The following is a 25557-nucleotide window of genomic DNA, read 5'->3' as shown; positions in this document are numbered from 1 at the left end:
GCAGGAGGAACGACATGATCGCCCTAGGCATCATCCTGCTCATCGTCGGTTTTCTGACAGGCATATCGATCCTGTGGACCATCGGCATCATCCTGGTGGTCATCGGGGCGATCCTGTGGATCCTCGGTTCCATGGGGCACGCGGTCGCCGGCCGACGCCACTATTGGTGACCGCACTCCGGTACAGCGCCACCGCGCACTGACCCGGACGGCCGCCCGACAGCGGCCGTCCGGGCCGCGCCGCGACCCCATGGCGGCCCGCACGGCCCACAATGCGCCCATGCGCGCTGCCTACATCCACGAGCTGGGGACCCCGGACGCCATCCGCTACGGCGAGCTGCCCGCACCCCGGCCCGGCCCCACCGACGTGCTGGTGGACACCACCGCCACCACGGTCAACCCCGTGGACACCTACGTCCGCTCAGGTCTCTACCGGACGCCCGTGCCCTTCCCGTTCGTCCTCGGACGCGACCTCGTCGGCACCGTCGCCGAGGCACCCCCCGGAGCGGCCGGATTCCGGGCCGGGGACCGGGTGTGGTGCAACAGCCTCGGGCACGGCGGCCGACAGGGCGCGGCGGCGGAACAGGCCGTGGTGGCCGCCGACCGCCTCTACCACCTGCCCGCCGGCGTCGACCCGTACCAGGCGGTCACGCTGCTGCACCCCGCCGCCACCGCCTACCTGGCGCTCTTCGCGCACGGCCGCCTCGGGCCGGGGCAGACCGTGCTGATCGCCGGCGCCGCGGGCAACGTGGGCGCGGCCCTGGTGACCCTGGCCGCCCGGGCCGGCGCCCGGGTGCTCGCCACGGCCTCCGCCCGGGACGCCGCCTACTGCGCGGAACTCGGCGCCGGCGAGGTCTTCGACTACCGGGACCCGGACCTGGCCGGCACGCTCCGCGGCGCCGCACCGGAGGGCGTGGACCTGCACCTGGACACCTCGGGCGGCAACGACCTCCAAGCCGCGGTCGGACTGCTCGCCCCGCGCGGCCGTGCCGTCCTGCTCTCGGGTGCCCGCACCCGCCCCGTGCTGCCCGTCGGACCGCTCTACACGCACGACCGCGCGGTCATCGGCTTCGCCCTCTCGAACGCCACCACCGACGAACTCGCCCGGGCCGCCCGTGCCGTCAACGACCTGCTGGCCCGTGGCGCCCTGCGCCCCCGCGCGACCGAGACCTTCCCGCTGAGCGCGACGGCCGGCATCCACACCCGGATGGAACGCGGCGAACTGCGCGGCATCCGCGTCGTCCTGCGCCCCGACCTGTCCTGAACCGGGCACCTCTCAGGTCGGGTGACGCGCCTTGTACGAGTCCGGGTAGCTCCGCGTGAACCGCACCGCCCACACCAGCAGGGCGATCGGGATGACCCAGTTGAACCAGTCGTCCTCGGCCGCGAAGCGGATGGCCAGCCAGGTCGAGAGGGTCATCAGCGTGAACGCCGCGCCCCAGACGGCGGTCAGCACCCGGTTGATGTGCCGGAACACGGGGGTGCGCCAGAGGGCGGGCGGTGTGGACTCACGGGCGTACTGCGCGGTGAAGGGGTCGAAGAGCAGGGATGCGAACGCCATGACGGCCACCAGCCCGCTGGAGAGGACCTGGGCGTACGTCTCCAGCCAGATCAGCTCGTGGCGGGGCAGGGCCAGCGCGAGGACCGAGAGCACGGCGAAGAACACGATGGCGGTGATGTCCAGCAGCCGGAGCCTGCCGTGCAGCAGGTCCTGGCTCGACAGCACGATGGCCGCGACCAGCGCCGCGAGGGCCGCGTACTCCCAGGTGCTGGGGCTCGCGACCACCCCGAAGATGATCCAGGGCGCGAACGAGAGGAACACGCTGCCGCTGCCGACGGGTTGTCCGACCGGGGCCTTCGTCGCCGACTGCTGCGCCATGGCAGCTCTCCCCTCGACTGGCTCGACTGGACCGGCTCTGCCCCCTTCCCACCATCATGCGGCCGTCGTCCGCGAGCCGCACGCCGCATCACGTGCGCCCCGCTCGGCGGCCCTCTACCGTGAAAGACGCGGTCCGGAGCCGCCAGGGGGCCCACACCACCCGCCCGGAGGCTGCCATGACCCACCGCTTCCACGCGAACCCCCAGTTCGACTACGAGATCCGCACCGCCCTGGGCTCCGCCTGGCGGCACGGCGCGGACGTGGGCGAGGTGCTCGCCGCGGCCACCGCCATCGCGGACGGTGACGGCGAGCGGTGGTTCACCGTCTGGACGGACCTCGGGGCCCGGGTCCGCGCCCAGGCCGGGCGGAGCGCGGCGGCCGGACACGCGGCGAGCGCCCGCGACGCGTACCTGCGGGCCGCCGGCTACTACGGCCTGGCCCTGGTCGCCGTCGACGCCCTCGCGGACCCCGAGGCCCGGGTGCGCGAGGCGTTCGGGCCGCACCGGGAGTGTTTCGACCGCTTCCTGAAGACCCGGCAGCCGGCCGCCGAACCGGTCTCCGTCCCCTACGAGGACGACGTCCTGCCCGGGTATCTGGTGAGCCCCGCCGACCGCTCGGGACCCCTGCCCACACTGATCGTCAACAACGGCAGCGACGCCCCGGCCAGCGCCGCCTGGACCCTGCTCGGCGCCCCGGCGGTCGACCGCGGCTACCGCGCCCTGCTCTTCGACGGCCCCGGCCAGCAGTCGACGCTGTTCGAACGCGGGATGACCTTCCGGCCCGACTGGGAGCGGGTCGTCACCCCCGTCGTCGACTTCCTGCTCGCCCGCCCGGACGTCGACCCCGACCGCGTCGCCCTGGCCGGGATCAGCCAGGCCGGCTACTGGGTGCCCCGGGCCCTCGCCTTCGAGCACCGCGTCGCCGCCGCCGTCGCCGACCCCGGCGTGATCAACGTGGCCGACAGCTGGTGGACCCACCTCGGCCCCGAACCGCGCGCCCTGTGGGAGTCCGGCGACCGCGCCTCCTTCGACGCGGTCATCACCGCCGGACTGCGCGCGGACCCGGTCCTGGCCGCGACCTGGCGCTGGCGGGCCAAGCCCTACGGCATCGACTCGCCCTTCGATCTGCTCACCGAGGTCTCCCGGTACGACCTGACGCCGGTCCTCGACCGCGTCACCACCCCCCTGCTGATCACCGACCCGGACGGCGAGAACTTCTGGCCCGGTGCCTCCCGGCGCCTGTACGACGCGCTGCCCGGCCCCAAGGAGCTGGTGCGGTTCACCGAGGCCGAGGGGGCGCACCTGCACTGCGAGCCGATGGGCCGCGCCCTGTTCGAACAGCGCGTCTTCGACTGGCTGGACACGGTCCTGGCCAAGCTCTGAAGACCGGGCCCCCGCGCTCCCGGCCTCAGCCGAGCACGAACGGCAGCCGCCCGGCCAGGCCGCCCAGCGCCGCCGTCTGTGCCGCGCCCGGCGCGCCGCCCGGTGCCGACCAGCAGCGCGTCCCCGTCGGAGAACGACGTGGGGAAGGCGGTGCCGGCGATCCGCTCCAGCAGGGCGCGGGCCGCCGCCAGGGTCTCGGCGGGCGGCCCGGCGGCGGCCGGGCGGTGGGCCACCAGGTCCAGGTGGTGCAGGGTCGCTTCGAGGACGTACGCGGACAGGTAGTCGTTGGCCGTCAGCACCGAGTCCTGGGTGCGCACGCGCGGCGAGCGGTCGGCGAGCGCGGCGGCGCGGTCGGCGGCGGAACCGACGTCGTCCAGGTGGAACCCGAGCAGCGCCGGATCGCCGTACGCGGCGGCCGGCCGGGGGATCAGGGCGTCGAGCGGGTCCTCGCCGGTCGGGGGCGCCACCAGCCGCCGGTAGCCGGCCGCGTCCGCCGTCGGCGCCGCGTCGGCCGGGGTGACCAGCGTGATCAGGACGTCCTGGGCGTCGACGACCAGGTGGCACACCAGGTCCCGCACCAGCCGGCCGGCGCAGCCCGAGGGCCGCCCGAAGTCCTCGTCCGGGGTCGCGGCGACCGCCGCCGGCAAGGCCGCCCAGGCCTGGGAGAAGAGATCCACGGCCGCGCCGTGGGCGCGCCCCGCACCGGCGGGCAAGCGTACGCGGGCCCCCGCGCGGGTACGTGGCGCGTAGCGCGTGGCGGGTCCGGGAGGCGGCATGAGCGGTTCGGCGGAGCCCAGGGTCTCCGGCCTGGAGGTGCGGTCCATCGACTACGTGCCGCTGGACGAGCGGCACGGCAAGCTCTGGCACCTGGGCCCCCTGTGGTTCATGTCGAACGCCCAGATCGCCACCCTCGCCGTGGGACTGATCAGCATCACCTCGGGCGGCAACCTCGTCTGGTCGCTGCTGGCCATCGTGGCCGGCACCGTCATCGGCACCTTCTTCATGGCCTTCCACTCCGCCCAGGGACCCCAGCTCGGGCTGCCGCAGATGATCCAGTCCCGGCCGCAGTTCGGCTATGTCGGCGCCCTGCTGGTGTGGCTGTTCGCGTATGTGCAGTACGCGGGGTTCAACGTCTTCAACAGCGTCCTCGCGGCCGAGTCCCTGCACGCCACCCTGCACGGCAGCGTGAAGCTGTGGGTGGTCGTGGTCACCGCCGTAGCGCTGGTCGTCGCCCTGGTCGGCTACGACGTCATCCACAAGGCGGAGCGGTTCCTGACCTACACCTTCCTGGTCGTCTTCGGTGCCTTCACCGTCGGCGTGCTGGTCACCCTGCACTACCCGGCCGGCTCCTTCGACCTCGGCGCCTTCCGGTGGACGCCGTTCCTGGCCCAGTTCGGCGTCGTCGCCGGCTACCAGATCAGCTGGGCCATCTACGTCTCCGACTACTCGCGCTACCTGCCGCCCGACGTCACCGTCCGCAAGACGTTCTACTGGACGTACTTCGGCTCCGCGCTCGGCGGCATCTGGCTCATGGTGCTGGGCACCCTGCTCGCCGCCTGGGCGGGGAAGGGCTTCGACACCATCCCCTCCATCAACGCGGCCGGGGACAAGGTGTTCAGCGGGTTCGGCGCGATCGTGCTGCTCTTCGCCGCCCTCGGCCTGGTGTCCGTCACCGCCCTGAACATGTACGGCGGCTCGCTCACCCTCATCAGCGCGATCGACTCCTTCAGACGGGTCCGGCCCACCCTGCGCGTCCGTCTGCTCACCATCGGCCTGACCGCCGCGCTCTCCCTCATCGGTGCCCTGTCCGCGACCACGAACTTCCTCGCGAACTTCAACGACTTCCTGCTGCTGGTGCTGTACCTGTTCATCCCGTGGACCGCGGTGAACCTCATGGACTACTACGTGGTGCGCCGCGGGCACTACGCCATCGCCGAGATCTTCAAGCCGCACGGCGTCTACGGCCGCTGGGGATGGCACGGCATCACCGCCTACCTGGTCGGCTTCGCCGTCATGATCCCGTTCTTCTCCGTCGGCACCCTGTACGTCGGCCCCGCCGCCGAGGCGCTCGGCGGCGCCGACATCTCCCTCTTCGTCGGGCTGCCGGTGTCCGCGCTGCTGTACTGGTGGCTCACCCGCTCCCTCGACGTGGCCGCCGAGACCCGCCTCGCCGAGGCCGAGGCACGGGACCTGGAGCGGGCCGCGCACGAGCACCACGAGCCCTGAGCCGGCGCCCGGGCGGGAAGGTGCCGGGTGCGCCGAGGTGGGCGATTCTGTAGGGGTGTGGGGTGTGCCAGCCGGACGGATACCGGAGGCCTACGCCGCCGCGGGCCGCCGGGCGGTACCCGTGACGCTGGTCGCCGCGGCCGGTTTCTACCTCTTCCGCTACGGCCTCGGCAGTCCCGTCGCCGCGACCTACGCCCTGTTCTCCGCCGTGGCCGTCGGCGGCCTGTCGAGGATTCCCGGCACCGGACGGCAGCGCGCCCTACTGGTGCTGCGCCTGGTGCCCGTCTGCTGGGTGCTGGTGGTCATCGGCACCTACCTCTCGGTGCGCACCTGGAGCGCGGTGCTCGGCATGCTGGTCGTCGGGTTCGCGCTGGCCTTCGCCGCCGTGGGCGGCCCGCGCGCGGCGGGCGCGGCGCCCGGCCTGCAACTGCTGTACATCCTGCCGTCCTTCCCGCCCTACGACCCCGGCTCGCTCGCCGCCCGGCTGGTCGGCACCACCACCGGACTGCTGCTCTACGTCCTCGCCTCCGCCCTGCTCTTCCCCGAGCCGGGACCGTCCCCCTACTGCGACCGGGCCGCCCGGGCCGCGGCACAGGCCGCCCACTGCGCCGGACTCCTCGCCACACCCCCGCACACCGTGCCCCGGACGGACGTCGAGGAGGCCCGGGAGGACGGCCACGCGCTGCGCTCCCTGACCGTGCCCGAGGCGGAACGGCCCGCCGGACCCGGTGTGCGCGACCGGGCCCTCGCGCACACCGGCCTCGCCACCCGCACCCTGCTCACCCGGCTCGCCCAACTGCGCCTCGCGCCCGGACAGGACCCGGGACCCGAGGTGACCGTCACCCTGCGGGCGACGGCGGACCTGGCCACCGCCACCGCGTCCTGCCTGCACACGGGCACCTCCCCGGTCCCGGCGTACGAGGAACTGGTGACGGCCCGCGCCCGGCTCTCGCTCTGCTCGGCGGCCCCGGTGCCCGCCCTCGCCCCGGGCTTCACGCCCGAGGTGCTGCGCCGGCACGCGGCCGTCCTGGAGATCGCCGACGCCGCGCTGGCCATGGGCGCCGCCGCCGACCTCGCCGTACGCGGCCGACACCACGGCGTCGAACTGCCGCCGGGCCGGTTCTGGTACGCCTCGGCGCGGGCACCGGTCCTGTGGTGGCACCGGGTGCGCGGGCACGCCGGCCGGCACTCGGTGTTCTTCCAGAACGCGGTGCGCATCGCCCTGGCGCTGACGGCCGCCCGCCTCATCGCCGGGATCGACACGCTGCCGCACGGCTTCTGGGCCATGCTCGCCACGCTCACCCTGACCCGCACCACCGTGGACGAGACCTGGAGCACCATCCGTGGCGCCCTCGCCGGCACCCTGGCCGGGGCCCTGCTGACCGCCGGCATCCTCACCCTGGCGGGCTCCGACACCACCGTGTACGCGGCCGTGCTGCCGGTGTGGATGCTGTTCGCCTTCACGGTCGGACCGGTCAAGGGCGTCGGCTGGGCCCAGGGCCTGTTCACCGTGCTGGTGGCCCTGGTCTTCGCCCAGCTCTCGGAGCCGACCTGGCGGCTGGCCGGGGAACGGCTGCTGGACGTGCTGATCGGCAGCGTCATCGGCGCCGTCTTCGGCCTGCTGGCCTGGCCGCGCGGCGCCCATGACGAACTGCGGCACGCCGCCGCGGAACTGCTGCGCCGGGCGGCCGAGATCGTGGTCGCCACCAGCGCCTCGGTCGCCGCCGGCGGTGCCGTCGCGACCCCGACCGGGGTGCCCGGCCGCCGCTCGCTGGGGCGCGCGGTGGTGCTCGCCGAGTCGGCGTACGCCCAGTACCAGAGCGAACCGGTGCGCTTCGGCGCCCCGCGCGCGAGGACGCTGCGGGGCGTGGACTGGCAGGCGGTCCTCATCGCCGGGCACCACACCCTGTGGGGTTCCGGGCGGCTGCTGGAACCGCCCCAGCCCCGGCTCGGCCCGGTGGCGGCCGAGCAGGCGGGCGCGCTGGGGGAGCGGGTGGCCGGACGGATGCTGCTGGTCTCGGCGGCCCTGGACCCGGGCGACGACACCCCGACCGCGCCTCCGCCACGCGTCGACCCGGCGATGGCGTGCGCCACCGCCGACCCCGCGGACGCGCCGCGCCTGTACTACGCCACCACGTCCTGGCTCGACTCGCTGCTGATCGACCTCACCCGCATCCCCCGCGAGGGACCGGCGGACGAACCCGCCCCGGAACCCGCCCCGGCCCGTCGCTGACGGGCCGTCACCAGCCGGTCAACAGCAAGTGGTTGAGGAGCAGCGCGAGCACCGCCTGTCCGGCGAGCCAGGCTCGGGGGCGGGTGAGGAAGGCACCGGCCGGCAGCAGCCACAGGGCGAACGGCAGCCAGATGCGCTCCGTCTCCGCCTTGCTCATGCCGGACGCGTCGGCGACCAGCAGCGCCAGCAGGGCGACACCGACCAGAACGGCCAGGCGGACAGGTGCCGTTGGGCCCGTGCGGGCGCGCAGCAGTACGGCACCCGTGCGGCGCAGACCCGCCGCGGTCGCCGCGCCCGTGATGAGCACCGTGCAGGCGAGGTTGGCCCACACCCAGTAGCCGTAGGGGCGTTTGCCGCCCACGCCTTGGTAGTAGCGGGTGATCAACAGGTGGTACGCCTCGAACCAGTCGAAGCCGAGCAGGGTGAACACCAGCGGGAGCACGGCCAGTCCGGCGGCGAACGCGAGCAGCACCGTGGGGCGTTCGCGCAGGTCCCGCCGGCCGAGCAGGAGTACCGCCGCGCCGAGCAGCGCGAAGAGCGTGAGGCCGTAGGAGAGGTAGCAGGTCAGGCCGGACAGCAGCCCGGATCCGGCGGCCCAGGCGGGGGAGCGGCGGGTGAGCGCGAGGGCGAGCAGCGCGACCGCCCAGGCGGCGACGGCCGCGAAGTAGCCGTCGGCTGAGGTGCCCTGCCACACCGCGGCCGGGGCAAGGACCAGGAAGGGCGCGGCGCGGCGCGCGAGTGCCTCACCGGCCAGTTCCCGCACCGCGACCAGGACGGCCGCCGCTCCCGTGGCACCGACGACGACGCACCACATCCCGGCCCAGCCGCCGCCGTGCAGCCCCGCCCGGTCGAGCAGCACGAAGGTCAGCGTGGCCGCCGGCGGATGCCCGGCGACATGGGCCGGCCAGGGATCGGGCGTGCCGCTGACGATGTGCCCGGTGAAGTCCCGCAGCGTCGCCGGGATGTCGTCGAACCGGCCGATGACCCGCAGGTACTCGTTGCGGGTGGTCAGCCGGCCGGCGATGCCCCGCTGCCAGCCGTCGACCAGCGCGAGCGAGGCGATCCAGGCCGTGCCGGCCGCCCAGACGGCCGCCGGCAGCGCCGGCCACGGCAGCCGGGCGGCGAGCGCGGGCCCGTACGCCACCACGGCCGCCGCCACCGCGAGCGCCACCGGGGTGCCGGGGCCGAGGTGCGGGTCCCACTCGGCGAGCACCGGAGGCCAGTGCACGAAGAGGGTGTGGCGGGTGTCCTGGAGATGGCGGCCGACCAGGACGGCCGCCGTCACGAGCAGGGCGGCGGCGCCGACGGCGTACAGGTCGTGGCGGAGGGAACGGGTCACGGCGCACACGCTAGGACGGGGCCGCTCCGACCGGCCCGCTTCCCCGCCGGACGTCAGCGTTTCGTCATCAGCGGCGTCCCCGTTTCCGGGGCCGCCCGCGCCTACGGTCGGAACATGCGTGACCATCCCCGACCGCCCACCTCGCCCGGCTTCTGGCGCAGCCCCCTGCGCGGGCCGTGGCTCACCTCGGTGCTCGGCCTCGTCCTGCTCGTCGGCATCACCGTGCTGTTCGTGACCGGACTGTTGTCCTACGCCGCGTACAACCCGGGACTCGCCCCGGTGAACGACAAGACCCCCGGCAAGGGCGTCCTCGGCTTCTACCTGTTCGCCTGGCCGACCGGCCCGGTGTGGCTCTACCGCCTCACCCAGGGCACCCATGTCACGCTCGGCATCACCCTGGTCCCCGTCCTGCTGGCCAAGCTGTGGTCGGTGGTGCCGAAGCTGTTCGCCCTGCCCCCGGCCCGCTCCGCCGCCCACGCCCTGGAGCGGATCTCCCTGCTGCTGCTCGTCGGGGGCGGACTGTTCGAGTTCACCACCGGGATCCTCAACGTCCAGCTCGACTATGTGTTCCCCGGCTCCTTCTACCCGCTGCACTTCTACGGGGCATGGGTGTTCTTCGCCGCGTTCGTGGCGCACGCCCTGCTGAAGACGCCCGCGGCGGTGCGCGCCGTACGGCACCGGAGCGACCCGTCCGGAAAACCGGCCGACTCCGCCGCCGCCGGTCTCGTCGCGCCGCGCCCCGACCCGCCGACCATGTCCCGGCGCGGCGCCCTCGGCCTGGTCGGCGGCGGCTCGCTGCTGCTGTTCCTCACCACCGTCGGGCAGAGCCTCGGCGGCCCCTTCCGCCGCACCGCCCTGCTCGCCCCGCACGGCACCGCCGACCCGGGCGGCGGCCCGAACGGCTTCCAGATCAACAAGACCGCCGCCTACGCCGGGATCACCGCCGCCGACACGCACGACGACGCCTGGCGGCTCGTCGTCACCGGCCGCACCGGCACCGTCCGGCTCACCCGCGACCGGCTCCTCGCCATGGACCTGCACAGCTCCTCGCTGCCCATCGCCTGCGTGGAGGGCTGGTCGACCGCCGACCAGTGGTGGCGCGGGGTACCACTGCGCAACCTCGCGGCCCTCGTCGGCCACGACACCGACCCGCCCGACGTGCTGGTGGAGTCCCTGCAACGGCACGGGGCCTTCCGCCGCGCCGCCCTGCGCGCCAACCAGGTGGCCGACCCGCTCTCCCTGCTCGCGCTCCAGGTCAACGGCGAGGAACTGTCCCCCGACCACGGCTATCCGGCGCGGATCATCGTGCCCGCCGCCCCCGGCGTGCTGAACACCAAGTGGGTGGCGCGCCTGACCTTCGGAGACCTGTGATGCCCCGCCGCCTCGCACCGCGCCCGCTGCCGCTCGGCAGTCCGCTCCAACTGCTGCTGCTCGGCTGCTCGTTCGCCCTAGCCGCCTACGCGGGCGCCCGCCTGTTCGCCGACGGCTGGCTCAGTGTCACCGCGTGGATCGTGGGCGCCGCGCTGCTGCACGACCTAATGCTGCTGCCGCTGTACGCGCTGGCGGACCGGGCCGTCGTCCGGGGGCTCGGGGCGGCCGGACGGCGCCGCCTGACACCCTATGTCCGGGTGCCGGCCGCGCTGTCGGGCCTGCTGCTCCTGGTGTGGTTCCCGCTGATCAGCGGGGCGACGGCCGAGCGCTACCGGTCGGCGACCGGGCTGTCCCCGGACGGCTTCGCGCTCCGCTGGCTGCTGATCACCGCCGTGCTCTTCGGCGGCTCGGCGCTGCTGCTCGCGCTGCGCGCCCGCAGGGCGGCGAAGCACCGGCCGCCCCGCTCCCACTGACCGACGGCCCGGAACCCGGCCCCGCGCGCGTACCGCAGCAGGGCCGGGGTGCCGAGACGCGCCCAGAGGAACGGCGTCCCGCCGCCCCCCAAGGCACCGAGGACGTCCACCACCTCGACGTGGGCGCGTTCGTCGACCTCGCCCGGCACGGTCTCGGCGACGAGCAGACCGCCCGGCCGCAGCAGCCCCGCGACCCGTCCCAGCAGCGCGGCCGGGTCCCCGCCGATGCCGACGTTGCCGTCCAGCAGCAGCACGGTGTCCCAGCGGCCCTCGCGAGGCAGCGGCTCGAACACCGAACGGCACAGCGCCCCGCCCGTCAGTGGCCCCGGCCCCAGGCGCCGGGCGGTGTGCCGGACGGCCGTGTCGCTGACGTCGACGCCGAGCACGGTACGGCCCCGGGCGGCCAGCTCCGCCACCAGCCGGCCCGGCCCGCAGCCGACGTCCAGGACGGTACCCTCGCAGCGGTCCAGCACCTCCCGGTCGACCGGGTCGGCGCCGGCGCACCAGCGCTCCACCTCCAGCGGCAGCAGCCAGCCGTCCGTGCGGCGCAGGAACAGCGGGCCCCGGCCGGTGCGCAGCGCGCCGGCGTAGGGGTCGGCGGCGGCCCACGCCGGGCGCGCGGCGGCCGGGCTGCTCATCGGGCGGCTGCCTGTGCGCAGTGGGCCAGACACGCGGCGAACCGGCTGTGCGGGGCGAGCGCGGCGACCGCTCGGGCGTCGGCCGCGAGGTCCACGTCCCGCAGCCGGGGCAGGTCACGGACCCGCAGCCCGGCGCCCATGAGCCGGGCCCGCTGCGCGGCACCGGTCCCCGGCGTCGACATGGGCACACCCCGCAGCAGGGCCGGATCGGGTGCGGCGAGGCCCAGCGCCCAGAAGCCGCCGTCCTCCGCCGGGCCGAACCAGGCGTCGCAGTCGGCGAAGTCGACGGTGAGCAGCTCCGGTGTCACCTGCGGGGTGTCCATGCCGACCAGCAGGGCCGGGCCGGAGCAGTGCGCGAAGGCGTCCGCGAGGCGTGCGTCCAGGCCGCCCGCGCACTGCGGCAGCACCTCGAAGCCCGGCGGCACCCACGGTCCCGGTGTCCCGTCCAGGACCAGGATCCGCCGGGTGGCGGGCGCCGCCGTCACGGCGTCGAGGGTGTCCGCGAGCGCCGCGCGGGCCAGCCGTGCCGCCTCCCGGGGGCTGAAGGGCGGGGTCAGCCGGGTCTTGACCCGGCCGGGCAGCGGCTCCTTGGCGATGACGAGCAGCGTGGTCACCGGGCGGCCCTCCGTTCTGCCGGCGCCGGGGCGGCCGGGGGCTCGGCGAGCACCCGGCTCATGTCCCGCACCGCCTGCCACGTACCCCGCCAGGTGCCGGTCACCTTCGAGGCGCCGGTGCGCGGCAGGTACGGCACGTCGTGCTCGGAGACCCGCCAGCCGGCGTCGGCGGCGCGCACCACCATCTGCAACGGGTAGCCGCTGCGCCGGTCGGTCAGGTCCAGCGCCAGCAGCGCCTCGCGGCGGGCGGCCCGCAGCGGACCGAGGTCGTGCAGCCGCAGTCCGGTACGGCGGCGCAGCATCCGCGCGAGCACCAGGTTGCCCGCGCGGGCGTGCGTCGGCCAGGCGCCCCGCTCCCGGGGGCGCCGGCGGCCGAGGACCAGGTCGGCGCCGCCCTGCCGCACCTCGCGCACGAACGGCACGAGCAGGGCGGGGTCGAGCGAGCCGTCGCAGTCGCAGAAGCACACGATCTCGGCGGTGGCGGCGGTCAGGCCCGCGTGGCAGGCGGCGCCGAAGCCGCGGCGCGGCTCGCGCACCACCGTCGCGCCGAGCGCGCGGGCGACCTCGGCCGAGCCGTCGGTGGAACCGTTGTCGACGACGAGGGCGCGCCAGCCGGGCGGGATCCGGCCCAGGACCCAGGGCAGAGCCCGGACCTCGTCCAGGCAGGGGAGCACCACGTCGATCTCCGATGAAGGGGTCGTCACGCTCTCACCCTACGAACCGGAATCGGGGCATACCGGGCGAGAGGTCCTTACGAAACGCGGACGCCCCACCCGCCGGTCCGCCACCCGGAGGCGCGCGGTGCGAGGCTGAGGACATGCAACAGCCGTACGAGTCCCCCGAGGCCGCGACCGGCGAGCCGGCGACCCGGGTCCTGGTCGTGGACGACGATCCGACCGTCGCCGAGGTCGTCACCGGATACCTGCACCGCGCCGGCTACCTGGTCGACCGCGCCGCCGACGGCCCGGCCGCCCTCGCCCGCGCCGCCGCGCACCGGCCCGACCTCGTGGTCCTCGACCTGATGCTGCCCGGCATGGACGGCCTTGAGGTGTGCCGGCGGATGCGGGACGGCGGCCCGGTGCCGGTCATCATGCTCACCGCGCGCGGGGACGAGGACGACCGCATCCTCGGCCTGGAGGTCGGCGCGGACGACTACGTCACCAAGCCGTTCAGCCCCCGCGAACTCGTCCTGCGCGTGGAGTCGGTACTGCGCCGCAGCCGCCCCGTCCTCCAGGCCGCCCGGCTCGCCGCGGCCGGACTCGCCGTCGACCCGGGGGCCCGCAGGGCCACCAAGAACGGCACCGAACTCGCGCTGACCCTGCGGGAGTTCGACCTGCTCGCCTTCTTCCTGCGCAACCCCGGCCGGGCCTACAGCCGAGAGGACCTGATGCGCGAGGTGTGGGAGTGGGACTTCGGCGACCTGTCGACCGTCACCGTCCATGTGCGGCGGCTGCGCGGCAAGGTCGAGGACGACCCGGCCCGCCCCCGTCTCATCCAGACGGTGTGGGGCGTCGGCTACCGCTTCGAGTCCGGTGCGGCGGTGCGCTGACATGCGCGACACCCTCCTCATCGCCCTGTACGCCTTCGCCGGCGCCGCCGCCACGGGCCTGGCCGGGGCGGGCGTGCTGCGGCTGATCCGGCGCCGGTCGCTGACCGCCTCGCTCACCGTGGTCGCGGCGGTCGGCGTGGTCGCGATGCTGGCCGGCACCCTCGCCGTCGCCTGGGCGATGTTCCTGTCCCCGCACGACCTGAGCGTGGTCACCACCGTCGTCGCCATGGCGACCGTCGTCTCACTGGCCACCGCGCTGCTGCTGGGCCGCTGGGTGGTCGCCCGCAGCCGCGAACTCGCCGACGCGGCACGGCACTTCGGCGACGGTGGCGAGTTCGCCGCCCCGGGTGTGCCGGCCACGGCCGAACTGGAGGAGCTGAGCCGCCAGTTGGCCGCCACCAGCACCCGGCTCGCCGAGTCCCGGGAGCGGGAGCGGGCGTTGGAGACCTCCCGGCGCGAGCTGGTCGCCTGGATCTCGCACGACCTGCGCACCCCGCTGGCCGGGCTGCGGGCCATGGCGGAGGCGCTGGAGGACGGTGTCGCCGCCGACCCCGACCGCTACCTGCGGCAGATCCGCACCGAGGTCGAACGGCTCGACGGCATGGTCGGCGACCTGTTCCAGCTCTCCCGCATCCACGCGGGCACCCTCCCGCTCTCCCCGTCCCGCGTCTGCCTGTACGACCTCGTCGGCGACGCCCTCGCCGGAGCCGACCCGCTCGCCCGCGAGCACGGGGTACGGCTGGTCGGCGACCGCGTGGAGCCGCTGCCGGTGGAGGTGGACGGCCGGGAGATGAGCCGGGTGCTCGGCAACCTGCTGGTGAACGCCATCCGCCGCACCCCGCCCGACGGCACGGTGGCGGTCGCCGCCGAGCGCACCGACGAGGGCGTCCTGCTCACCGTCACCGACGCCTGCGGCGGCATCCCCGAGGAGGACCTGCCCCGCGTCTTCGACACCGGCTGGCGCGGCACCCACGCCCGCACCCCACCCGCCGGCGCGGGCCTCGGCCTCGCCATCGTCCGCGGCATCGTGGAGGCCCACCACGGCCGGGCCACCGTCCACAACATCCCGGGCGGCTGCCGCTTCGAGGTGACGCTGCCCGCGGCGCCTTGACGGGGTTGTATCGGGCGGGGCGTTCGGGCGGACCTGCCGCCGGGGCCACCGCCGCGAGACCGGCCGCGTGTCGCCACCCGAGACGCGCGCCCGGCGGCCGGGTGCCGGCGCACCGCACACGGCGGTGGTTCCGGGGCTCCGGCTCCGCGGGGGTGGTGCGCCCGTTTCCGGGCGGCTGCCGCTTCCGGGATGACGCTGCCTGCGGCGCATTGACCGGGGCGGGTGCGCTTCCGCCGAGGGTTCGCGGCGGGGTGGTGGCCTCTGCGGTGAGGACCCTCGAAGGGGCCGGGCGCTCACGTGGCGAGTCACGGCGGTGCGGCACGGTCGTGCGCCGGAGCCTGCCGGGACGCCACCGGCCGCCCGGCGCGGACGGCCACGGGCCGCACACCGGGGCGCGGAACAGCGGTCGGCGTTCGCGCCTCGGTGTTCCGGGGCCCGCCCCGTCCCGCCATCCCACGCGCCGAGCCCGGTCCCGTCACCCCTCCCGCGTCCCCGCCCCCGCGAACTCCCGCATGCCCTGGGCGAAGCTCACCCGGGGGCGCCAGTTCAGGTCGGTGCGCAGGCGGGTGGAGTCGGCGGTGATGTGGCGGACGTCGCCGAGGCGGTACTCGCCGGTGACGACCGGGGAGGGCCCGGCGCAGGCGGCGGACAGCGCCCACGCCAGCTCGCCGACCGTGTGCGGCTCACCGCTGCCGGTGTTGTAGGCGGTCAGGGCGCCCGGCGCCGGGTCCGCCTCCAGTGCCGCCACGTTCGCCGCGGCCACGTCCCTCACGTGCACGAAGTCCCGGCGCTGCCGCCCGTCCTCGAAGACCCGGGGCGCCGCACCGCGGGCCAGGGCCGAGCGGAAGAAGGAGGCGACCCCGGCGTAAGGGGTGTCGCGCGGCATCCGGGGCCCGTACACGTTGTGGTAGCGCAGCGACACCGCCGACCCGCCCGTGCTGCGGGCCCAGGCCGCCGCCAGGTACTCCTGGGCCAGCTTGGTGGCGGCGTACACGTTGCGAGGGTCGGTGGGCGCGTCCTCGCCGACCAGGCCGGGTGCGAGGTCCTCCCCGCAGAGCGGGCAGCGCGGCTCGAACGACCCCGCGTCGAGGTCGGCCGGCGTGCGCGGACCGGGCCGTACGACACCGTGCCGCGGACACGTGTAGCGGCCCTCCCCGTAGACCACCATCGAGCCGGCCAGCACCAGCCGCCGTACCCCCGCCCGGGCCATCGCGGCGACCAGTACGGCCGTACCCAGGTCGTTGCGGGCGACGTACTCCGCCGCGTCCGCGACCCCGTCGCCGAGCCCGACCATGGCCGCCTGGTGGCAGACGGCGTCCACTCCGGCCAGCGCGCCGGCCACCGCCGTCGGATCGCGCACGTCCGCGCCGGGATCCGCCCGGACGTCGAACACCAGCGGCTCGTGGCCGCGCTCCCGCAGGGCCTCGACGACATGGGACCCGATGAAACCGGCGCCGCCGGTGACCAGTACACGCATACGGCTCACGCTAGGGCCGGGCACCCCGCGACCCGGTGTGCCCGGCCGACGCGTCACGACTCCGTAAGACCGTCCGCCGGAGACAGCGGTCGCCGTGCCCGGAGACCCGGTGTTAGAAAGGGGACATGAGCGGTCGTTCCCGCCGGAGAAGGGCGAGAGCGGCGCCGCCACCCGGCAGGCGGTCCACCGGTCGCGGCCGTCGGCCGGGGCCCCCGCCGTCACACGGGCGCCGCCTCGCGCGGTCCCTGAGCGTCCCCACCCTCGCGGCCCAGGTGTTCCTGCTCCAGGCCCTCATCGTGCTGATCCTGGTCGCGGTGGGCGCCGCCGCCCTCGTCCTGCAAGGCCGCCACGACGCCGAGAACGGCGCCCGGGACCGGTCCCTGGCCGCCGCCGAGTCCTTCGCGCACGCCCCCGGCACCGCCCTCGCACTGCGCTCGGCCGACCCGACGGCGGTGCTCCAGCCGGCGGCCGCCCGGGCGGGCGAGGCCGCCGGCGTCGACTTCATCACCGTCCTGGACGCCCACGGCAACCGGGTGGCCGACCCCGACCAGGGCCTGATCGGCACCAAGGCGCAGGGCGTGGGCCGGGCCGTCGCCGGCGAGACGTTCACCGAGACCTTCCACGGCCGGCCCACCGACGCCGTGCGCGCGGTCGTCCCCGTCACCGACGCGAGCCGGCGCGTGGTCGGCGTCGTCAGCGCCGGCATCCAGTACGACAACCTGACCCACGTCCTGAACCGGCAGCTGCCCATGCTGCTCGGCGCGGCGGCCGGCGCGCTCCTGCTCGCGACCGCCGGCACCGCCCTCGTCAGCCGCCGGCTGCTGCGCCAGACCCATGGCCTCGGCCCCGCCGAGATGACCCGCATGTACGAGCACCACGACGCCGTGCTGCACGCCGTACGCGAAGGCGTCCTCATCACCGGCGGCGACGGCCGGGTCCTCCTCGCCAACGACGAGGCCCGCCGGCTGCTCGACCTCCCCGAGGACGCCGGCCGGCGCCGGGTCACCGAATTCGGCCTGGGCCCCCGCGCCACCCGGCTGCTGCTGTCCGCCGAGCCCGCCACCGACGAGGTGGTCCGGGTCGGGGACCGGCTGCTCGCGGTGAACACCCGGCCCATCGGGGCCGACGGCGGCGCCCAGGGCATGGTCGCCACCTTCCGCGACACCACCGAGCTGAGTGCCCTGACCGGACAGGCCGAGGTGGCGCGGGGCCGGCTGTCGTTCCTGTACGAGGCCGGGACGCGGATCGGCACCACCCTCGACGTCCGGCGCACCGCCGAGGAACTCGCCGAGGTCGCGGTCCCCCGGATGGCCGACATCGTCACCGTGGAACTCCTCGACTCCGTGCTGCGCGGCGAGGAACCCACCGGCGCCGTGTACCGGATGCGGCGCACCGCGCTGCGCGAGTCGGGGTCCGGACACCCCCTCCAGCCGGTGGGCGACCTCATCCGGTTCGTCGTCGCCGACACCCCGATGGTGGCCGCCCTGCGCCGTGGCAAGGCCGTCCTGGTGCCCGACCTGCACACCGCGCGGGACTGGCGGGCCCAGGACCCGGAAGGGGCCCGGGAGGCGCTGGAGTACGGCATCCACTCCCTGGTGTCGGTGCCGCTGCGGGCCCGTGGAGTGGTCCTCGGCATGGTCAACTTCTGGCGCGGCACCGGCTCGTCCCGCTTCGAGGAGGAGGACGTCGCGGTGGCCGAGGAACTGGTGGCGCGGGCCGCCGTCGCCATCGACAACGCGCGCCGCTACTCCCGCGAGCACGAGCTGGCCGTGACCCTCCAGCGCAGCCTGCTGCCCCGGGGCCTGCCGGAACAGGACGCCCTGGAGATCGCCTCCCGCTACCTGCCGGCCCGCTCCGGGGTGGGCGGCGACTGGTTCGACGTCATCCCGCTGCCCGGGTTCCGGGTCGCGCTGGTCGTCGGGGACATCGTGGGCCACGGACTCCAGGCCGCCGTGACCATGGGACGGCTGCGCACCGCCGTGCTCAACTTCTCCTCCCTCGACCTCGCCCCCGACGAACTCCTCGGGCACCTGGACGACATGGTCACCCGGCTGGACGGCCAGGCCACCCACACCGACGACGACCTCGCCCCGCTCACCGGCGCCACCTGCCTCTACGCCGTGTACGACCCGGTCGACGGACACTGCGCCCTCTCCCGCGCCGGCCACCTCGCGCCCGCCGTGGTGGACCCCGACGGCACGGTGACCTTCCCCGAGCTGCCGCTGGCCCCGCCGCTCGGCGTCGGCGGGCACCCCTTCGAGACGGGCGAGCTGGTCCTCCCGGAGGGCAGCCGGCTGGTGCTGTTCACCGACGGCCTGGTGGAGAACCGCGGCGAGGACATCGACGCGGGCATGGACCGGCTGCGGGCCACCCTCGCCGCGGCGGGACCCACCCCGGAGGAGACCTGCCGCGCCCTGATGGAGATGACGCTGCCCGAGCACCCCAGCGACGACGCGGCCCTCCTGGTCGCCCGGACCCGGCTGCTCGACGCCGCCCGTGTCGCCACCTGGGACGTGCCGTTCGACGTGACGGCCGTGTCCCGCACCCGCTCCGAGGCGGGCCGCACCCTCGCCGCGTGGGGCCTGGAGGAGAAGGCGTTCAGCACCGAACTGATCCTCAGCGAACTCCTCACCAACGCCGTGCGCTACGGCGCCCCGCCCGTCCGCGTCCGGCTCCTGCTCGGCCGCACCCTGGTGTGCGAGGTGTCCGACGGCAGCAACACCTCGCCCCGGCTGCGGCGCGCGGCCAGCACCGACGAGGGCGGCCGGGGCCTGTTCCTCGTCTCCCAGTTCGCCCAGAGCTGGGGCACCCGCTACGCGGCCCGCGGCAAGGTGATCTGGGCCGAGCAGGCCCTCGGCGGCACCGCCGAACCCGACGTCCTCGCCCTCTTCGACGAGGTCGCCCTCTGAGACGGGTCACGCCCGATCCGGTGCGTCCCCCGTCCGGATGCACGACCCCGGCCGCTGCGGAAGGATCGGCCAGGGGGTTCTCTGCCCGTCGCGGTACGCCCACCGGAGCGCTCTCATGCCCGTCAGACGCATCCTGCACCGCCCGTCCCGCCCGCCCGGCACCTCCCCGGCGGGCCCCGCCACCCCGGCCTCGTCCGCCGCCGACTGGGGGCTGCTGCTCCTGCGCCTCGCCTTCGGCCTGTTCATGGCCGCGCACGGGGCCCAGAAGCTGTTCGGTCTCTTCGGCGGCCCGGGACTGACGGCCACCGGCCGGGGCTTCGACATGCTCGGCTACCGGCCCGGCAAGGTCTACGCGGTCATCGGCGGTCTCTCGGAGTTCCTCGGCGGCCTCGGGCTCGCCGCCGGGCTGCTCACGCCCCTCGCCGCCGCCGCGCTGATCGGGGTGATGATCAACGCCATGGCGACCGTCACCGGGGCCCACGGGTTCTGGGAGGCGGACGGCGGGATCGAGTACAACGTCTGCATCACCGTCGTCGCCCTCGCCGTCGCGGCCATCGGTCCGGGCCGGCTCGCCGCCGACCGGTTCCTGCCCTGGGGCCGGGGCGGCTGGGCCGAGGCGGCGACCGCCCTCGGCCTCGGCGGCGTCGGCGCCGCGATCACCCTGAGCCTGTGAGGACCGCCAACGGCCGGGGACCCGGGCGCTCAGCGGCCGGGCCCGGGCGCGCCGGCCCGCAGTCCGGCCATGACCAGGTCCAGCAGGCGCCCGGCGCGGGGCTGCCAGTCGTCGTGCGGATCGAGCTGCCACAGGCCCGCTATGGCGAGCATGAAGTCGTCCGCGGTGAGCCCGGGCCGGATGGTGCCCGCCTCCTCGTTGGCCCGCAGCAGCGTCTCGGCCGCCGAGGTCACGGGTGTGTGGGCGGGCTTGGCCGGGGCGCCCGGGACGCTGGTGGCCTGCCGGATCACGCCGGCCAGTCCCGCCTTGGTCATGGCGAACTCGGCGAGCCGGTCCATCCAGGCCCGCAGCGCCTCCGCGGGCGCCAGTGCCGCGAGCAGGCAGGCCGCGCTCTCGGCGACCTGCTGCATCTCGTGCCGGTAGATCTCCAGGACGAGAGCCTGGCGGTTGGGGAAGTTGCGGTAGAACGTGCCCTGTCCGACCCCGGCCTTGCGGGCGATGCCGCTCAACGGGGCGTCGGCGCACCGCGTCAGCTCGGTGAGGGCCACCTCCAGGATGCGCTCGCGGTTGCGCTGCGCGTCCGAGCGCAGGGACACGTCCTTGTTCTGCCGCACGCTTCTCGTCCTCCTCAAGGGTCCTCGGCCGAACCCTCGCCTTGCTAACCGGACAGCTGTCCGTTACGGTTCAGATAGCGGACAGCTGTCCGGTTGCCTCCACGATAGCCCCGGAAGCGGCCCCACGGCAGTCCGGCACCGGCCCGACGGCCCCCGCACCAGCGCCCGCCCCCCTCCGCACGGCACCATCGCGCACCCCCCAACTGTCCTGGAAACGCGAAAGAAGCGGCTCATGGCTGTATCGACGTCCAGTGTCATCACTTTGAACATCAACGGCGAGAAGCACACACTGCCCGTCGACCACCGCACCACCCTGCTCGACGCGCTGCGCGAGCGGCTCGACATGACCGGCACCAAGAAGGGCTGCGACCAGGGCCAGTGCGGTGCCTGCACGGTCCTGCTCGACGGCCGCCGGGCGGTCTCCTGCCTGCAACTCGCCGTCGCCGCCGAGAACCGCGAGATCACCACCATCGAAGGCGTCGCCGAAGGTGACCGGCTGCACCCCGTGCAGCAGGCCTTCCTCGACCTCGACGGCTACCAGTGCGGCTACTGCACCCCGGGGCAGATCTGCTCCGCCATCGGCGTCATCGAGGAACACGCGGCGGGCTGGCCGAGCGCCGTCACCGGCGACGTCCGGCCGGAGGCGGGGCCACCCGAGCTGACCGCCGAGGAGATCCGCGAGCGCATGAGCGGCAACCTGTGCCGCTGCGGCGCCTACGTGGCCATCGTGGACGCCGTAGCCCGCGCCGCCGGCACCGCTGCCGGCCCGGCGGGCACCGAGGAGGCGGCGGCATGAGGGAGTTCGACTACCAGCGGGCCCACGACGTCGCCGGCGCCGTCGCCCTGCTCGGCGCCGCCCTGGACACCCGCTACCTCGGCGGCGGTACCAACCTGGTCGACCTCATGAAGACCGGGGTGGAGCGCCCCGCCCGGCTCGTCGACATCCGCGAACTCCCGCTGGACCTGGTCGAGTCGACACCCGAGGGCGGCCTGCGGATCGGCGCCACCGTCACCAACGGCGACCTGGCCGCCCACCCCGAGGTGCGGCGCCGCTACCCGGCCCTGGCGCAGGCGGTGCTCGCGGGCGCGTCCGGGCAGCTGCGCAACATGGCCACCGTCGGCGGGAACCTGTTGCAGCGCACCCGCTGCGGCTACTTCACCGACGTCACCCGGCCGTGCAACAAGCGTGTCCCCGGCAGCGGTTGCCCCGCCATCGCGGGCGACCACCACAACCACGCCATCCTGGGCGCCTCCGAGCACTGCGTGGCCACCCACCCCTCGGACATGGCCGTCGCCCTCAGCGCCTTCGACGCCGTCGTCCGGTACGAAACCGGCGCCGGAGGCGGGGAGTTGCCGCTGCGCGACTTCTACCTGCCCGTCGGCGACACCCCGCACCTGGAGACCGCGCTGCCGCGGGGCGCGCTGATCACCGGTGTCACGCTGCCGCCGCTGCCCATCGCCGGCCACTCCCGTTACCGTAAGGTGCGCGAGCGCGCCTCGTACGCCTTCGCCATCGGCTCGGCCGCCGCCGCCCTCGACGTCCACGACGGCGTCGTACGGGACGCCCGGCTGGCCTTCGGCGCGGTCGCCTCCCGGCCCTGGCGGGCCACGGCGGCCGAACGCGTCCTGACCGGAGCGCCCGCGACCCCCGAGACCTTCGCCGCCGCGGCCGACGCCGAACTCGCGGCGGCCCGGCCCCTGGAGCACAACGCGTACAAGGTGACGCTCCTGCGCAACCTCACGGTGGCCGTCCTGACCGAACTCGCCGAGGAGGCCGCCCGATGACCACCGTCGTCACCGGCACCACCGCACCGCCCCGCTCCGTCGGCACCGCGCACACCCGTATCGAGGGCCGCGACAAGGTCACCGGCGCCGCCCGCTACGCCGGAGAGGTGCCCTTCGCCGACCTCGCGCACGGCTGGCTGGTGCTCTCCACCGTCGCCCGCGGCCGGATCCGCGCCATCGAGAGCGAGGCCGTGCTCGCCATGCCGGGCGTCCTCGCCGTCCTCGACCACCGCACCGCCCCGCGCGTGAACACCGACTACAGCGGCCTGATGGGCATGCGTCCGGACCCGACCATCGCCGTCTTCCAGCACGACCGGGTGCCGCACCTGGGCTGGCCGGTCGCGCTCGTCGTCGCCGAGACCTCCGAGCAGGCCAGGGAAGCGGCCGAGGCCCTCGTGGTGCGCTACGAGGAGGCGCCCCACCACACCGGCCTCGACACCGACCACCCGGACGCCCACGCCCTCGACGGCGTCATGCCCGGAGTCACCGGGAAGGGCGACCTGGAGGCCGAACTCGCCGCGTCCGCCACCGTCGTGGACGCCGAGTACACCACGCCCGAAGAGCACCACAACCCGATGGAGCCGCACGCCGCCACCGCCCGCTGGGAGGACGGCCGCCTGGAACTGGTCGACTCCAACCAGGGCGCCACCTGGGTGACCGGCGAACTGGCCAGCCTGTTCTCGCTCGACCCCGGCTCGGTCCGGGTCCGCTCCGAACACGTCGGCGGCGGCTTCGGCAGCAAGGGCATCCGCGCCCACCAGGTGGCCGCCGTCATGGCCGCGACCCTGCTGCGGCGGCCGGTGCGCGTCGTCATGACGAGGCGTCAGATGTTCTCCCTGGCCGGGTACCGCAGCCCCACCGCCCAGCGGGTCAGGCTCGGCGCCGACGCCCGAGGCCGGCTGCGCGCCCTGGAACACAACTCGCTCAGCGTCACCTCCACCGTCCACGAGTACGTCGAACCGGCCGCCGACCCCGCCCGGGTGATGTACGACGCGGACGCCCACCACACCGCCAACCGCGTCATACCGCTCGACGTGCCGAGCCCGACCTTCATGCGCGCGCCCGGCGAGGCCCCGGGCTCCTTCGCGCTGGAGTCGGCCATGGACGAACTCGCCGAGCGGTGCGGGCTCGACCCCATCGAGCTGCGGCTGCGCAACGAACCGGACCAGGGGCCCGTCTCCGGGCTGCCGTTCGCCGGCCGCAACCTGCCCGCCTGCTACCGGGAGGGCGCCCGCCGCTTCGGCTGGGCCGGCCGCGACCCCCGCCCCGGACGGCGCCGGGACGGCCGCTGGCTGCTGGGCACCGGCACCGCGTCGGCCTCCTTCTTCGCGGGCGCCGGCCCCTCCACGGCCACCCTGACCGCCCACCCCGACGGCACCTTCACCGTCCGGATCGCCGCCGCCGACATCGGCACCGGCGCCCGTACGGCCATCACCCTGGTCGCCGCCGACGCCCTGCGCGTGACCCCGGACCGGGTACGGGTGCGGATCGGGGACAGCGACTTCGGACCGGCGATGATCGCCGGCGGCTCCATGGGCACCCGCTCCTGGTCCTGGGCGGTCACGGCCGCCGCCGACGAACTCCGCGACCGCCTGGCGCTCGGCTCCGACATCCCCGCCGAGGGCATCACGGTACGGTCCGACACCGCGGCGGCCATCGGCGCCCTCACCCCCGCCGAACGTCACTCCTACGGCGCCCAGTTCGCCGAGGTGGCCGTCGACCCGGCCACCGGCGAGGTCCGGGTGCGGCGGATGCTCGGCATCTTCGCGGCCGGCCGTATCATCAACCCGCTCACGGCGCGCAACCAGTTCCTCGGCGGCATGGTCTGGGGCCTGTCGATGGCCCTGCACGAGGAGGCGGTCCGCGACCGCGCCTTCGGCGGTGTCGTCGGCGCCGACCTCGCCGGGTACCACGTGGCCACCAACGCCGACGTGCCCCGGATCGAGGCCGACTGGATCGAGGACCACGACCCGGGCGACCCGGTCGGCATCAAGGGCATCGGCGAGATCGGCATCGTGGGCGTCGCCGCGGCCATCGCCAACGCGGTCTGGCACGCCACCGGCACCCGCCACCGGCACCTGCCCATCCGCCCCGACCGCGTCCTCGCGGCGGCGACGGCCGACCGGGGGAGGCCGGATGCTTGACCTGGCCGAGGAACTGGACGTCTGGCTGCGCGAGGGCCGCGCGTTCGCCGTCGCCACCGTCGTGGCCGTCGGCGGCAGCGCGCCACGCGGCCCCGGCGCCGCCCTCGCCGTCGACAGCGCGGGCACGGTGGTCGGCTCCGTCTCCGGCGGCTGCGTCGAGGGCGCGGTCTACGACCTGTGCCAACAGGCCCTGGAGACCGGCGAGAGCGTCACCGAGCGGTTCGGGTACAGCGACGAGGACGCCTTCGCCGTCGGCCTGACCTGCGGCGGGGTCATCGACATGCTGATCACGCCGGTGAGCGCGCGGGCATCCGACCGGGCGGTCATGGCGGCGGCGCTGGCCGCCGCCCGCGGCGGCGAGCCCACCGCCCTGGCCCGGGTCGCCCGCGGTCCCGCGGAACTCCTCGGCCGGGCGCTGCTGGTGCGGGACGACGGCACCGGCGAGGGCACCCTCGGCGGCCACCCCGGCCTGGACCGCACGGCGACGGCCGAGGCCGCCGCCCGGCTGGAGCAGGGGCGTACCGGCACGGTGGAACTGTCGGCGGACGGCTCGCACTGCCCCGGCGGGCTCACCCTGCTGGTCGAGACGCACCGGCCGCCGCCCCGCATGATCGTCTTCGGCGCGATCGACTTCGCCGCCGCGCTGGTCCGGGCCGGGAAGTTCCTCGGCTACCACGTCACCGTGTGCGACGCCCGGCCCGTCTTCGCGACCCGGGCCCGCTTCCCGGACGCCGACGAGGTGGTGGTCGACTGGCCGCACCGCTATCTGCGGCGCACCGCGACCGACGCCCGTACCGTCCTGTGCGTGCTCACGCACGACGCGAAGTTCGACGTACCGCTGCTGAAGGCCGCCCTCGCCCTGCCGGTGGCGTTCGTCGGCGCGATGGGCTCCCGCCGCACCCACGAGGACCGCGACCGAAGGCTGCGCGCGGAGGGCGTCAGCGAGCGCCGACTGGCCCGGCTGCGCTCCCCGATCGGCCTCGACCTGGGCGCCCGCACCCCCGAGGAGACCGCCCTGTCGATCGCGGCGGAGATCGTCGCCGCCCGGCGCGGCGGCACGGGCGCCCCGCTGACCGACGGCACGGCGCCCATCCACCACGACCGGGAGCGGGGCGGGGCGACGGCCGCCTGACACCCGCCC

The 25557-nt window shown here is 75.2% G+C and carries 21 protein-coding genes and 1 pseudogene; 14 read left to right on the top strand and 8 right to left on the bottom strand.

Going from position 1 to position 25557, the window contains the following annotated elements:
* Positions 1-14 precede the first annotated feature (14 nt).
* Together NX794_RS30020 and NX794_RS30015 are read left to right on the top strand one after the other, a co-directional pair.
* The gene (locus NX794_RS30020) at positions 15-170 is read left to right on the top strand and encodes a DUF6131 family protein (protein ID WP_258782539.1); all 156 of its coding nucleotides are present in this window, start codon (positions 15-17) and stop codon (positions 168-170) included.
* A gap of 109 nt (positions 171-279) precedes the next feature.
* The gene (locus NX794_RS30015) at positions 280-1263 is read left to right on the top strand and encodes an NADPH:quinone reductase (RefSeq protein WP_258782538.1); all 984 of its coding nucleotides are present in this window, start codon (positions 280-282) and stop codon (positions 1261-1263) included.
* A 12-nt stretch (positions 1264-1275) separates the two neighbouring features.
* Here NX794_RS30015 and NX794_RS30010 read toward each other — a convergent pair whose 3' ends face one another.
* Positions 1276-1878, bottom strand: coding sequence for a hypothetical protein (locus tag NX794_RS30010; protein ID WP_258782536.1), 603 nt, complete (start codon positions 1876-1878; stop codon positions 1276-1278).
* A gap of 176 nt (positions 1879-2054) precedes the next feature.
* Between NX794_RS30010 and NX794_RS30005 the strand changes: the two genes are divergently transcribed.
* The gene (locus NX794_RS30005) at positions 2055-3260 is read left to right on the top strand and encodes an alpha/beta hydrolase family protein (RefSeq protein WP_258782535.1); all 1206 of its coding nucleotides are present in this window, start codon (positions 2055-2057) and stop codon (positions 3258-3260) included.
* A 25-nt stretch (positions 3261-3285) separates the two neighbouring features.
* Here the strand turns inward: NX794_RS30005 and NX794_RS30000 are convergent.
* Positions 3286-3937 (bottom strand): annotated as a pseudogene (locus NX794_RS30000) (maleylpyruvate isomerase N-terminal domain-containing protein).
* Positions 3938-4034: 97 nt separating this feature from the next.
* Here NX794_RS30000 and NX794_RS29995 point away from each other — a divergent pair.
* A complete protein-coding gene (locus NX794_RS29995; protein WP_258782534.1) occupies positions 4035-5486 on the top strand; it encodes a purine-cytosine permease family protein in 1452 nt (483 codons plus the stop codon).
* Positions 5487-5550: 64 nt separating this feature from the next.
* Positions 5551-7719, top strand: coding sequence for an FUSC family protein (locus tag NX794_RS29990; protein WP_258782532.1), 2169 nt, complete (start codon positions 5551-5553; stop codon positions 7717-7719).
* Positions 7720-7726: 7 nt separating this feature from the next.
* On the opposite strand, the gene NX794_RS29985 is transcribed toward NX794_RS29990, so the two are convergent.
* The gene (locus tag NX794_RS29985; protein ID WP_428985986.1) at positions 7727-9184 is read right to left on the bottom strand and encodes a hypothetical protein; all 1458 of its coding nucleotides are present in this window, start codon (positions 9182-9184) and stop codon (positions 7727-7729) included.
* On the opposite strand from NX794_RS29985, the gene NX794_RS29980 reads away from it, so the two are divergent.
* Positions 9173-10429 carry a molybdopterin-dependent oxidoreductase gene (locus NX794_RS29980; protein ID WP_258782530.1) on the top strand — a complete coding sequence of 419 codons (1257 nt, stop codon included), beginning with the start codon at positions 9173-9175 and terminating at the stop codon, positions 10427-10429. The two genes, NX794_RS29985 and NX794_RS29980, sit on opposite strands and share 12 nt — an antisense overlap.
* A 328-nt stretch (positions 10430-10757) precedes the next feature.
* On the opposite strand, the gene NX794_RS35970 is transcribed toward NX794_RS29980, so the two are convergent.
* Genes NX794_RS35970 through NX794_RS29960 form a run of 3 tightly spaced genes read right to left on the bottom strand, consistent with a single transcriptional unit; the run spans position 10758 to position 12858 of the window.
* The gene (locus tag NX794_RS35970; RefSeq protein WP_309506044.1) at positions 10758-11540 is read right to left on the bottom strand and encodes a class I SAM-dependent methyltransferase; all 783 of its coding nucleotides are present in this window, start codon (positions 11538-11540) and stop codon (positions 10758-10760) included.
* Entirely contained in the window at positions 11537-12154 is a 618-nt protein-coding gene (locus tag NX794_RS29965; protein WP_258782527.1) for a TIGR04282 family arsenosugar biosynthesis glycosyltransferase, read from the bottom strand. The genes NX794_RS35970 and NX794_RS29965 overlap by 4 nt, the downstream gene beginning before the upstream one ends.
* A complete protein-coding gene (locus tag NX794_RS29960; RefSeq protein ID WP_258782526.1) occupies positions 12151-12858 on the bottom strand; it encodes a glycosyltransferase family 2 protein in 708 nt (235 codons plus the stop codon). The genes NX794_RS29965 and NX794_RS29960 overlap by 4 nt, the downstream gene beginning before the upstream one ends.
* A 113-nt stretch (positions 12859-12971) precedes the next feature.
* Here NX794_RS29960 and NX794_RS29955 point away from each other — a divergent pair, with 113 nt between their 5' ends.
* Positions 12972-13703 (top strand): response regulator transcription factor, encoded by a 732-nt coding sequence (locus tag NX794_RS29955; RefSeq protein ID WP_258782525.1) that lies wholly within the window; start codon positions 12972-12974, stop codon positions 13701-13703.
* Position 13704: 1 nt separating this feature from the next.
* On the top strand, positions 13705-14814 hold the full coding sequence (locus NX794_RS29950) for a sensor histidine kinase (protein WP_258782524.1): 1110 nt from the start codon (positions 13705-13707) through the stop codon (positions 14812-14814).
* Positions 14815-15289: 475 nt separating this feature from the next.
* Here NX794_RS29950 and NX794_RS29945 read toward each other — a convergent pair whose 3' ends face one another.
* The gene (locus NX794_RS29945; protein WP_258782521.1) at positions 15290-16291 is read right to left on the bottom strand and encodes an NAD-dependent epimerase/dehydratase family protein; all 1002 of its coding nucleotides are present in this window, start codon (positions 16289-16291) and stop codon (positions 15290-15292) included.
* Between the two features lie 125 nt (positions 16292-16416).
* On the opposite strand from NX794_RS29945, the gene NX794_RS29940 reads away from it, so the two are divergent.
* Both NX794_RS29940 and NX794_RS29935 read left to right on the top strand, forming a co-directional pair.
* Entirely contained in the window at positions 16417-19200 is a 2784-nt protein-coding gene (locus tag NX794_RS29940; protein WP_258782519.1) for a SpoIIE family protein phosphatase, read from the top strand.
* A 115-nt stretch (positions 19201-19315) separates the two neighbouring features.
* Positions 19316-19873 carry a DoxX family protein gene (locus tag NX794_RS29935; RefSeq protein ID WP_258782518.1) on the top strand — a complete coding sequence of 186 codons (558 nt, stop codon included), beginning with the start codon at positions 19316-19318 and terminating at the stop codon, positions 19871-19873.
* Positions 19874-19902: 29 nt separating this feature from the next.
* Here NX794_RS29935 and NX794_RS29930 read toward each other — a convergent pair whose 3' ends face one another.
* On the bottom strand, positions 19903-20487 hold the full coding sequence (locus NX794_RS29930) for a TetR/AcrR family transcriptional regulator (protein ID WP_258782517.1): 585 nt from the start codon (positions 20485-20487) through the stop codon (positions 19903-19905).
* A gap of 232 nt (positions 20488-20719) precedes the next feature.
* Between NX794_RS29930 and NX794_RS29925 the strand changes: the two genes are divergently transcribed.
* The 4 genes from NX794_RS29925 to NX794_RS29910 are packed head-to-tail and all read left to right on the top strand — an operon-like array spanning position 20720 to position 25548.
* Positions 20720-21283 (top strand): (2Fe-2S)-binding protein, encoded by a 564-nt coding sequence (locus tag NX794_RS29925; protein WP_258782515.1) that lies wholly within the window; start codon positions 20720-20722, stop codon positions 21281-21283.
* Positions 21280-22272 (top strand): FAD binding domain-containing protein, encoded by a 993-nt coding sequence (locus tag NX794_RS29920; RefSeq protein WP_258782514.1) that lies wholly within the window; start codon positions 21280-21282, stop codon positions 22270-22272. Before NX794_RS29925 ends, NX794_RS29920 begins: the two co-directional genes overlap by 4 nt.
* Positions 22269-24416 (top strand): xanthine dehydrogenase family protein molybdopterin-binding subunit, encoded by a 2148-nt coding sequence (locus tag NX794_RS29915; protein ID WP_258782512.1) that lies wholly within the window; start codon positions 22269-22271, stop codon positions 24414-24416. Before NX794_RS29920 ends, NX794_RS29915 begins: the two co-directional genes overlap by 4 nt.
* The gene (locus tag NX794_RS29910) at positions 24409-25548 is read left to right on the top strand and encodes an XdhC family protein (RefSeq protein ID WP_258782511.1); all 1140 of its coding nucleotides are present in this window, start codon (positions 24409-24411) and stop codon (positions 25546-25548) included. The genes NX794_RS29915 and NX794_RS29910 overlap by 8 nt, the downstream gene beginning before the upstream one ends.
* The last annotated feature ends 9 nt before the right edge of the window (positions 25549-25557 follow it).

Origin of the sequence: Streptomyces pyxinicus (genome assembly GCF_024753135.1) — a bacterium.
GTDB classification, from domain to species: domain Bacteria; phylum Actinomycetota; class Actinomycetes; order Streptomycetales; family Streptomycetaceae; genus Streptomyces; species Streptomyces pyxinicus.
The sequence above is the reverse complement of the archived record's forward strand: the minus strand, read 5'-3'. Positions and strand labels throughout refer to the sequence as shown.

What these genes read in the sequence shown, in the direction of transcription:
- NX794_RS29995 (WP_258782534.1), top strand. Translation starts at nt 4,035, where the DNA reads ATGAGCGGTTCGGCGGAGCCCAGGGTCTCCGGCCTGGAGGTGCGGTCC.
- NX794_RS29950 (WP_258782524.1), top strand. Translation starts at nt 13,705, where the DNA reads ATGCGCGACACCCTCCTCATCGCCCTGTACGCCTTCGCCGGCGCCGCC.
- NX794_RS29915 (WP_258782512.1), top strand. Translation starts at nt 22,269, where the DNA reads ATGACCACCGTCGTCACCGGCACCACCGCACCGCCCCGCTCCGTCGGC.
- NX794_RS35970 (WP_309506044.1), bottom strand. Translation starts at nt 11,540, where the DNA reads ATGAGCAGCCCGGCCGCCGCGCGCCCGGCGTGGGCCGCCGCCGACCCC.
- NX794_RS29945 (WP_258782521.1), bottom strand. Translation starts at nt 16,291, where the DNA reads ATGCGTGTACTGGTCACCGGCGGCGCCGGTTTCATCGGGTCCCATGTC.
- NX794_RS30020 (WP_258782539.1), top strand. Translation starts at nt 15, where the DNA reads ATGATCGCCCTAGGCATCATCCTGCTCATCGTCGGTTTTCTGACAGGC.
- NX794_RS30005 (WP_258782535.1), top strand. Translation starts at nt 2,055, where the DNA reads ATGACCCACCGCTTCCACGCGAACCCCCAGTTCGACTACGAGATCCGC.
- NX794_RS29955 (WP_258782525.1), top strand. Translation starts at nt 12,972, where the DNA reads ATGCAACAGCCGTACGAGTCCCCCGAGGCCGCGACCGGCGAGCCGGCG.
- NX794_RS29935 (WP_258782518.1), top strand. Translation starts at nt 19,316, where the DNA reads ATGCCCGTCAGACGCATCCTGCACCGCCCGTCCCGCCCGCCCGGCACC.
- NX794_RS29940 (WP_258782519.1), top strand. Translation starts at nt 16,417, where the DNA reads ATGAGCGGTCGTTCCCGCCGGAGAAGGGCGAGAGCGGCGCCGCCACCC.
- NX794_RS30015 (WP_258782538.1), top strand. Translation starts at nt 280, where the DNA reads ATGCGCGCTGCCTACATCCACGAGCTGGGGACCCCGGACGCCATCCGC.
- NX794_RS29980 (WP_258782530.1), top strand. Translation starts at nt 9,173, where the DNA reads ATGCGTGACCATCCCCGACCGCCCACCTCGCCCGGCTTCTGGCGCAGC.
- NX794_RS29985 (WP_428985986.1), bottom strand. Translation starts at nt 9,184, where the DNA reads ATGGTCACGCATGTTCCGACCGTAGGCGCGGGCGGCCCCGGAAACGGG.
- NX794_RS29925 (WP_258782515.1), top strand. Translation starts at nt 20,720, where the DNA reads ATGGCTGTATCGACGTCCAGTGTCATCACTTTGAACATCAACGGCGAG.
- NX794_RS29920 (WP_258782514.1), top strand. Translation starts at nt 21,280, where the DNA reads ATGAGGGAGTTCGACTACCAGCGGGCCCACGACGTCGCCGGCGCCGTC.
- NX794_RS30010 (WP_258782536.1), bottom strand. Translation starts at nt 1,878, where the DNA reads ATGGCGCAGCAGTCGGCGACGAAGGCCCCGGTCGGACAACCCGTCGGC.
- NX794_RS29910 (WP_258782511.1), top strand. Translation starts at nt 24,409, where the DNA reads ATGCTTGACCTGGCCGAGGAACTGGACGTCTGGCTGCGCGAGGGCCGC.